Consider the following 8,810-nt stretch of genomic DNA (forward strand, 5'->3'; position numbering starts at 1 on the left):
TCGAGGAGGCACCGCCCGCCGACCACACCGAGCCGGCACAGGTCGCCACCGGGCTCCACGGGACCCTTCTGCCGGTGCCGCTGTCGGCCAAGAGCCCGGCCGCGGTGCGGGCACAGGCGCTACGCCTGCTCGACCACCTCGCCGAGCACCCCGAACTCGACCTGGCCGATCTCGCCTACTCCCTGGCCACCACCCGGTCGAGCTTCCGGCAGCGGCTCGTCGTCCTGGCCGGCAGCCGTGCGGAGCTGGTGGACGGCCTGACCGCGGCGGCGGACGGAAACCCGGCTCCCCACGTGCTCGACGGCCGGATCGGGCGAGCGGGCAAGACGGCGTTCCTGTTCACCGGCCAGGGCAGCCAGCGGGCGGAGATGGGCCGCGAGCTCTACGACCGGTTCCCGGTCTTCGCCGATGCGCTCGACGCCGTGCTGGCGCACCTGGACACCAGGCTGGACCGCCCGCTGAGGAAGATCCTGTTCGCCCCGGCGGGCACCCCCGAGGCCGAGTTGCTCGACGGGACCGGGTGGACCCAGCCGGCGCTGTTCGCGGTCGAGGTCGCCCTGTTCCGCCTGCTGGAGTCCTGGGATCTCACCCCTGACCTGCTGATCGGACACTCGGTCGGCGAGCTGGCCGCGGCGCACGTCGCGGGCGTGCTGTCACTGGAGGACGCCTGCGCGCTGGTGGCGGCCAGAGGCGCGCTCATGCAGCGGCTTCCGGCCGGCGGCGCGATGGTCGCCGTCCAGGCCGGTGAGGAGGAGGTGCTGCGGGCGCTGGCCGGGCACGAGCACCAGGTCTCCGTCGCCGCGGTCAACGGCCCAAAGGCCGTGGTGATAGCCGGGGCGGAGCGGGCGGTGCTCGACGTGGCGGGCGCGCTGGCGGAGAGCGGGCGCCGGACGAGGCGGCTGCGGGTCTCGCACGCGTTCCACTCGCCGCTGATGGAGCCGATGCTGGCGGACTTCCGGGCGGTCGCCGAAGGCGTCTCCTACTCCGCGCCGCGAATCCCGGTGATCTCGAACGTGACCGGCGACGTCGTCACGTCCGAGCTGTGCTCCCCGGACCACTGGGTGGCGCACGTACGGAGCGCCGTACGGTTCGCCGACGGGATCCGGGCGGCGCACGAGGCGGGGGTGACCCGCTACGTCGAGATCGGCCCGGACGGGACCCTGACCGCGATGGCCCGTGACACCATCCCCGCGGAGGCCGAGGTGGAGCTGGTCCCCCTGCTGCGCAGGGACCGCGACGAGCACCGGGCCCTCGTCACCGCGCTCGCCCGGCTGCACGTGCACGGGATGAGCCCCGACTGGACCTCGATCTTCACCGGTACCGGCGCCCGGCCGGTGGACCTGCCGACGTACGCGTTCCAGCACGAACGATTCTGGCCCGAGACGGGGCAGGCGGCCGTGACCGGTGCCACGGACCCGGTGGACGCGGAATTCTGGGCCGCCGTCGAGGAAGAGGGCGCCGAGGCGCTGGCCTCGCGGCTCGATGTGGACGGCGACGCGCTGGCCAAGGTGTTGCCGGCGCTGTCGTCATGGCGCCGGGAGCGGCGCCGCAGGTCCACCATGGACGCCTGGCGGTACCGAATCGCGTGGAATCCGCTCGCCGGCGACGGCGCGGAGGCGCCGGGCCGGACCGCGGCGACCGGCCCCTGGCTGGTCGCGCTTCCCGAGAAGCCGACGGCGGACGCCTGGACGAGCGCGGTGATCGACGCGATCGGAGCCCTGGGCGCGGAGGTCGTACGCCTGGAGGTGGCCGACCTCACCGCCACGTCCCAGGACCGGGCCGTGCTGGCCGAGCGGCTGAGCGTACCCGCCGGAGCCCGACCGTACGCCGGAGTCGTGTCGCTGCTGGCCCTGCGGGAGTCACAGGACTCCCAGGAGTCATGGGAGTCCTTGGAGGCCGGAGTTCCCGATGGGCTCGTGCTGACCACGCTGCTGATCCAGGCACTGGGCGACGCCGGTGTCGACGCGCCGCTGTGGTGCCTCACCCAAGGCGCGGTCGCGGCCGCCCCGGACGATGGTCTGCGCAGTCCGGCGCAGGCCGCCGTCTGGGGCCTCGGCCGGGTCGCCGCGCTGGAGCAGCCGCAGCGGTGGGGCGGCCTGATCGACCTGCCCGACAGCGTCGATCGGGACACGGCGCGACGGCTGGCGAGCGTGCTGTCCGGGGTGGCCGGTGAGGATCAGGTCGCCATCCGGCCCTCTGGCGCCTACGTCCGGCGGCTTGTGCAGGCTCTTCCCGGTCGGACCGGTGAGTGGGAGCCTCGTGGGACCGTACTGATCACCGGTGGCACCGGCGCGCTCGGCGGGCACCTGGCCCGCTGGCTGGCCGGGAACGGTGCCGAGCACCTGCTGCTGGTCAGCCGGCGGGGGATGGACGCCGACGGCGCCGCCGAGTTGCGGGACGAACTGGCAGGGCTGGGAGCTCAGGTGACCGTGGCCGCATGCGACGCGGCCGACCGGGGCGCGCTGGCCGCCGTGCTGGACGGCATTCCGGCGGAGTTCCCGCTCACCGCGGTGGTGCACGCCGCGGGCGTGCTCGACGACGGCGTGGTGGACGGTCTGACCCACGAGCGGTTCGAGACGGTGTTCCGCGCCAAGGTGACCTCGGCGGTCGTGCTGGACGAGCTGACACAGGATCTGGATCTGCCGGTGTTCGTACTGTTCTCGTCCGCCGCCGGAACGCTTGGCAGTCTGGGCCAAGGCAACTACGCCGCCGCCAACGCGGTGCTTGACGCGCTGGCCGAGCGGCGGCGCGAGCGCGGGCTCGCGGCCACCTCGGTGGCGTGGGGAGCCTGGGCCGGCGGCGGCATGGCGGACGTGGCCGCGGCGCAGGAGGCGTCCCGGCGCATGGGCGTGCGGCCGATGGACCCCGCGCTGGCCGTCTCCGCCCTGAGCGGTCTCGTCGCGGGCGGCGAACCGGTCGGGGTAGTCGCCGACATCGACCACGAGAGGTTCGTCCGGTCCTACACCGCGGGCCGGCCCAGCCGGTTGCTGCGTGAGCTGCCGGGCTACCGGGAGCTGGTCGAGCTGAACGGCTCGATGGACGAGGGCGCGCAGCCGGTGTCCGCACTGCGGGACACGCTGGCCGGCCTCCCCGGCGGCGAACGGCATGGCGCGCTGCTCGACATGCTGCGCGACCAGATCGCGATGGTCCTCGGGCATTCCTCCCGAGAGGCGATCGGCCCCGACCAGGCGTTCCGGGACCTCGGGTTCGACTCGCTCAGCGCGATCGAGCTGCGCAACCGGCTCATGGCGGCGACGGCGCTGAAGCTGCCGTCCACGCTCGTGTTCGACTATCCGACCCCGGAGGCCCTCGCCGGTCACCTGATCGCCGAACTCCTCCCGGAGGCGGGCGGGGCCTCGGGCGTCGATGAGGAGGAGGCGCGGGTCAGGGCGCTGTTCGCGTCGCTGTCCATGGCCCGGCTGCGGGAGATCGGCGTGCTGGACGCGCTGCTGCACCTGGCCGGTGACGGGGCGGCGGCCACCGATGGCGATGGCGATGGCGAGGCCGGCGACGCGATCGACTCGATGGGGCTCGACGAGCTGGTCCGCGCGGCCCTCGAGAGCGGGGCCCAATAAGCGGCCGACCCGGCCGGGTGCTCCCGGCCGGGTCGGATTCGCGAGGCTCAGACGGCGGTCAGCCGCTTCGGCTTTCGGTCAGTGAGATCGACCTGGACGGGCAGGCGCGGACGACCTCCCGCACCGCCGCCTGAGCCGGGTCGTCCAGGGATTCGACCAGGACCACGACGGTACCGTCGTCGCTCTGGTCGAAGACCTCCGGCGCGATGAGCACGCACTGACCGGCGCCGATGCAGCTCTCGGCGTTCACATTGACATGCATGGCATTCCTCATTCACCAACGGACCGGCAGCGCGTGCAGCCCGAACAGCACGCCGTCGTACTTGAACGGCAGGTCCTCCACCGCCGTATCGAGCTCAAGGGTCGGAATCCGCCGGAACAGGCACTCGAAGACGGTCTCCATCTCGATCCTGACCAGGTTCTGGCCGAGACACTGATGCACGCCGTATCCGAACGCGACATGGTGGCGGGCCGAACGGCTCGGATCGAACTCGCAGGCCCGATCGAAGGTACCCTCGTCATGGTTCGCCGCCGCGCCGAGCGGCACGATCCCCTCGCCTGCCCTGATGAGCTGCCCGCCGATCTCGACGTCCTCCAGGGCCACGCGCAGGGCCACCCGGTCGGCGACCGACAGGTAGCGCAGCACCTCCTCGACCACTCCCGGCGTGTGGATCCACTGCCGGTTCAGCAGCAGCATGACCGCGCCGAGCGCGATGTTGTTCGCCGTCGTCTCGTGCCCGGCGATCAGCAGCAGCAGCGCGACGCCGGAGATCTCCTTGGGGGTCAGCACCCCGGCCTTCAGCAGCCGGCTGATCAGATCCCTGCCGGGGAAGCGCTGCTTCATCGCGATCAGCTTGGCGATGTAGAGGAGCAGGTCCTTGGTCGCGGCCTCGCGCTCGTCGTCGCTCGATGTGAAGGTCACCAGGACGCGCGTCCTGGACTCGAACAGCTCCCGGTCCGAACGCGGCACCCCCAGCAGCTCGCAGATGACCAGCGACGGCACCGGCAGCGCGTACGCGGACACCAGGTCGGCGGTGGTGCCGCCGGCGAGCATGGCGTCGATGCAGGAGTCGACGATCCGCTGGATGGCCGGGCGCAGCTCGGCGACCCGCCGTACGGTGAACTCCGGGATCAGGGCCTTGCGGAACCGCGTGTGCTCCGGCGGGTCGTAGGCGACGAACCACCCGGGGATCTGGTCGGGCGGCGGCACCGTCCCGTTGCGCCCGATCGTCGGGAACCCCGGATGCAGCGGACTGGCGCTGATGCGAGGGTCGGTGAGCACGGTGCGCACATCTTCGTGCCGCGCGACCAGCCACACGGTGCTGCCATTGGGCAGCGCCGACCTGACCAGGCCCGGCCGCTCCCGGAGAGTGGCGTACTCGTCCGGGGGAGAGAGTTGCCCGCGCCCCCGCCTCGGGAACTGGATGGAGATCGGATCGTTGATCGGCATACGGTCGCCTCGTCCTTCAGCAGTCCTGACAGATCATTTCAGCGCCAGGTTGGCCAGGATCAGATCGGCGGCCGCCCGGACGCCCCCCGCCTCTCGCTGCACACGGGCGAAATGTTCGGCGCGTTCCCGGAAGGAGGGGGTGTTCAGCACTTGGGTGATCTTGTCGAGCACGTCCTCGACGTCGATGGTCTGCGGGTCGTCCACGGTGAGGCTGACCCCGCTGTCCACGCCGCGTATCGCCTGGTCATAGCAGTCGACCCAGAGCGGCCGGATGACCTGAGGCTTGCCGAAGTACAGGCCCTCGTGGAAGGCGTTGGCGCCGCCGTGGCTGAAGAAGACCTTGATGCTGGGATGGGCCAGCACGTCGAGCTGGGAGGGGACCCAGCTTTCGATCCTGAGGTTCGCCGGCAGCTCGTCCCTGGGGGGCAGCAGGTGTTGCTGCCCGGACGGCAGCTTCCACAGCACGGCATGCCTGCCCTCCAACCGGCGGGCGACCTCCACCACCGCGTGCACCTCATGGCCGGTCAGCCGGCTGATGGTGCCGAGCCCGATGTAGACCACGGAGGGGTTGGCGTCGAGCCAACGGGACAGGTCGTCGTCGTCCGGCGCCTCCGGCAACGGCGGGATGATCGCACCGAGCAGGTGGAACTTGTCCGGAACGGGAAAGGGGTACTCCAGCCCGAAGACCGTGTAGCACAGTACGAGATCGGCGCGGTCGATCTTCGCCGATGGACTGAGGAACTCCCGTGGGAGCTGGAGCTGCCTCATGTACGACAGGCCCTCAAGAGCGGGCTTCAGCATCTTCGGGTGCAGGAACATCAGCCCGGCCCGCACCTTGAACATGATGTTGCTGACCCGCTGCGGGAACGACATGTTCAACGGCAGACCGGTGTGCAGCATGGGAAACCCGCGCGGCGTCTTGGCGATGTACAGATTGCTCGGCAGGAAGGGCGAGCTGAGGACGAACGGGATCCTCCTGTTGAGTGCCACCAGGAGCGCGACCGGGTTCACGCTGTCAAAGATCATGAGGGCTGGTTCGAGCTCTTCGACCAGGGCGTCGAGTGCCAGATACTTGTCCCCGCCCCCCTTCGGGTCGAACCCGCGTCGCACCACCGCGTGGTGCGCCTTCCAACGGGACCGCTGCGTGGCCAGCCGGTACATCTCATCGTCCCAGTCGGCGGGGGAGGAATTCGGATCGGTCTCACCGAGCGAGGCGAACCGCACACCGCTTCCCTCATCGATCTTCTCGATGTCGGCCCTGCGGGCTTCGTCCGACGCGAACCACAGATCCTGCGTGCCACGCCGGGCCAGTTCGGCGGCGATCACGCGCAGAGAATTGAAGACACCCTCCCCCGGATTGCTCACGAACAGTAGAAGCTTGCGGCTCTCGCCCATCAGACACCTCCATCGGGAGCCGGACTGCCGAACGGCAGTGACGCGCGGGCGTCTGCTCCGGTGCGGATCCGTCATCGCCGTGACGTCTTCGTCTGTCCTGACGTCGGCGTGCCCGCACGGTACCGCAGCGACCTTAGGGGGATCACTAGTCTTCCCGGAGCCCCGCCCATGGGCGCGACCGGGCTCGCCGGGCCGTGCAAAGACTAGGCGTTTGCCGAGTGACCATCGGCCTAACTTCACCGATGGACGGTCATCCTCTTCACCATGCGGAGACCCCTGCTACCGCCTCTCCTGGCCTGCGGGGACGCCCCGCAATGCGGGAGCGCACGGGTGCCGGTGTGTGTGGAGAGGGCCGTGGTGACTGACGCGATCGACGTGGCGGCGGCGGGTGTCCTGGTAGTGACGCCGGCCGTAGGTCTGCCGACCTCGCCCAATGTACGGAGGCTGTGATGGATACGCCCAGTGAGCAGGTCGTACAGGCGCTCCGAACCTCCATGAAGGAGGCCGAAAGGCTACGCCGTCAGTACCAGAAACTGGTCGCGGTCACCACCGAGCCGATCGCCATCGTGGCGATGAGCTGCCGATTCCCCGGTGGAGTGTCCTCACCCGAGGACCTGTGGCGGCTCGTCGCCGAAGGCGGGGACGCCATCTCGGGTTTCCCGTCCGACCGCGACTGGGATCTCGACATGCTGTCCAGCGGTGACGCGGATGGCGGGGCCCGAAGCGACGCTCGCGCGGGCGGTTTTCTCCGCGATGTCGCGGACTTCGACCCCGGATTCTTCGGGATCTCGCCGCGTGAGGCTTTGGCGATGGATCCGCAGCAGCGGCTGCTGCTGGAAGTCTCGTGGGAGGCCGTCGAGCGGGCCGGAATCGACGCCGCCCAGTTGCGCGGCAGCCGTACCGGGGTCTTCGTCGGGCTGAGTGGCCAGGACTACTCCTACCTGCTGGTCAACTCGCTGGCCGACCTCCAGGGCAACATCGGCACCGGCGTGGGCGCGGGCGCGGCCTCCGGCCGGCTTTCGTACACCCTTGGCCTGGAGGGCCCGGCGGTTACGGTCGACACGGCCTGCTCCTCGTCGCTGGTCGCGTTGCATCTGGCCGCGCAGGCGCTGCGCGGTGGTGACTGCTCGCTGGCGCTGGCGGGCGGGGTGACGGTGATGTCCACCCCCGGCGCGTTCGTGGAGTTCTCCCGCCAGGGTGGACTGGCCGCCGACGGGCGGTGCAAGGCGTTCGCCGACGGCGCCGACGGCACGGGCTGGTCCGAGGGCGTCGGCATGCTGGTGCTGGAGCGGCTGTCGGACGCACAGCGCAACGGCCATCGGGTCCTCGCGGTTCTGCGCGGGTCCGCGGTGAATCAGGACGGCGCGTCGAACGGCTTCACCGCGCCGAACGGCCCGTCGCAGCAGCGGGTGATCCGCCAGGCCCTGGGCAGCGCCGGGCTGACCCCCGCCGACGTCGACGTGGTGGAGGGTCACGGTACGGGGACGACGCTGGGCGACCCGATCGAGGCGCAGGCGCTGCTGGCGACCTATGGCCAGGACCGGCCGGAGGATCGGCCGCTGCTGCTGGGGTCGATCAAGTCGAACATCGGTCACACCCAGGCCGCCGCCGGCGTCGCGGGTGTGATCAAGATGGTCATGGCGATGCGGCATGAGCTGCTGCCCATGACGTTGCATGTGGATGCGCCGTCGTCGCATGTGGACTGGTCGGCGGGTGCGGTGGAGCTGCTGACCGAGGCTAGGGCGTGGCCTGGGGTGGAGCGGCCGTGGCGGGCGGGGGTGTCCTCGTTCGGGCTCAGCGGCACCAACGCGCACGTGATCCTGGAGCAGGCGCCGCAGAGCGCACCGGCCGAGGCTCCGGGCCCATCGGCCGCGGGTGTCACGCCGGTACTGGTCTCCGGCCGTACGGCGCAGGCGTTGCGGGCGCAGGCCGAGCGGCTGGCCTCGCGCATCGACCAGGAGCCCGGTCTGGATCTGGCCGACCTGGCCTTCTCCCTCGTCACGACCCGCTCGGCCTTCGAGCACCGGGCGGCCGTGCTGGCCGGTGATCGTGAGGATGCCGTGGCCGGGTTACGCGCCGTGGCCGAGGAGCGGCCGGACGCGGGCGTCTCGCTGGGGCAGAGCGGGCGGCGGGGCAAGGTCGCGTTCCTGTTCACCGGTCAGGGGAGCCAGCGGGCGGGGATGGGCCGGGAGTTGTATGACCGGTTCCCGGTGTTCGCGCGGGCGTTGGATGAGGTGATCGGCGAGTTTGACCCGTTGCTGGATGGGTCGTTGCGGGAGGTGCTGTTCGCCGAGCCGGGCACGGCGGAGGCGGAGGCGCTGGACCAGACCGGGTGGGCGCAGCCGGCGTTGTTCGCGGTGGAGACGGCGTTGTTCCGGCTGGTGTCCTCG

General features: G+C 71.0%; 5 protein-coding genes (1 of these 5 cut by a window edge). 2 read left to right on the forward strand and 3 right to left on the reverse strand.

The features are described 5' to 3' along the window. Positions 1 to 3,575: the final stretch of a type I polyketide synthase gene (locus AB0J58_RS30630; RefSeq protein WP_364222210.1), read on the forward strand. Its footprint begins 25,180 nt before the window's first position; 3,575 of the gene's 28,755 nt are visible here — the last part of the coding sequence; the start codon falls outside the window, past its left edge; the stop codon is at positions 3,573 to 3,575. A gap of 58 nt (positions 3,576 to 3,633) precedes the next feature. On the opposite strand, the gene AB0J58_RS30635 is transcribed toward AB0J58_RS30630, so the two are convergent. The 3 genes from AB0J58_RS30635 to AB0J58_RS30645 are packed head-to-tail and all read right to left on the reverse strand — an operon-like array spanning position 3,634 to position 6,420. Next, positions 3,634 to 3,837: a ferredoxin gene (locus tag AB0J58_RS30635; RefSeq protein WP_364222213.1), complete on the reverse strand. Its 204-nt coding sequence runs from the start codon at positions 3,835 to 3,837 to the stop codon at positions 3,634 to 3,636. Between the two features lie 12 nt (positions 3,838 to 3,849). Next, complete coding sequence (locus AB0J58_RS30640; protein WP_364222216.1) at positions 3,850 to 5,025, reverse strand: cytochrome P450; 1,176 nt, start codon at positions 5,023 to 5,025, stop codon at positions 3,850 to 3,852. 33 nt (positions 5,026 to 5,058) lie between these two features. Beyond that, positions 5,059 to 6,420 carry a glycosyltransferase gene (locus AB0J58_RS30645; RefSeq protein ID WP_364222218.1) on the reverse strand — a complete coding sequence of 454 codons (1,362 nt, stop codon included), beginning with the start codon at positions 6,418 to 6,420 and terminating at the stop codon, positions 5,059 to 5,061. Between the two features lie 449 nt (positions 6,421 to 6,869). Between AB0J58_RS30645 and AB0J58_RS30650 the strand changes: the two genes are divergently transcribed. After that, the coding region (locus AB0J58_RS30650) for a type I polyketide synthase (protein WP_364222220.1) at positions 6,870 to 8,810 on the forward strand (1,941 nt) is incomplete at its 3' end.

The organism is Streptosporangium sp. NPDC049644 (assembly GCF_040675205.1).
In the GTDB taxonomy this organism is placed as follows: Bacteria; Actinomycetota; Actinomycetes; order Streptosporangiales; family Streptosporangiaceae; genus Streptosporangium; species Streptosporangium fukuiense.

Excerpts from the sequence above, each read along its gene's own strand:
- AB0J58_RS30635 (WP_364222213.1), bottom strand. The coding sequence starts at position 3,837 with ATGCATGTCAATGTGAACGCCGAGAGCTGCATCGGCGCCGGTCAGTGC.
- AB0J58_RS30640 (WP_364222216.1), bottom strand. The coding sequence starts at position 5,025 with ATGCCGATCAACGATCCGATCTCCATCCAGTTCCCGAGGCGGGGGCGC.
- AB0J58_RS30645 (WP_364222218.1), bottom strand. The coding sequence starts at position 6,420 with ATGGGCGAGAGCCGCAAGCTTCTACTGTTCGTGAGCAATCCGGGGGAG.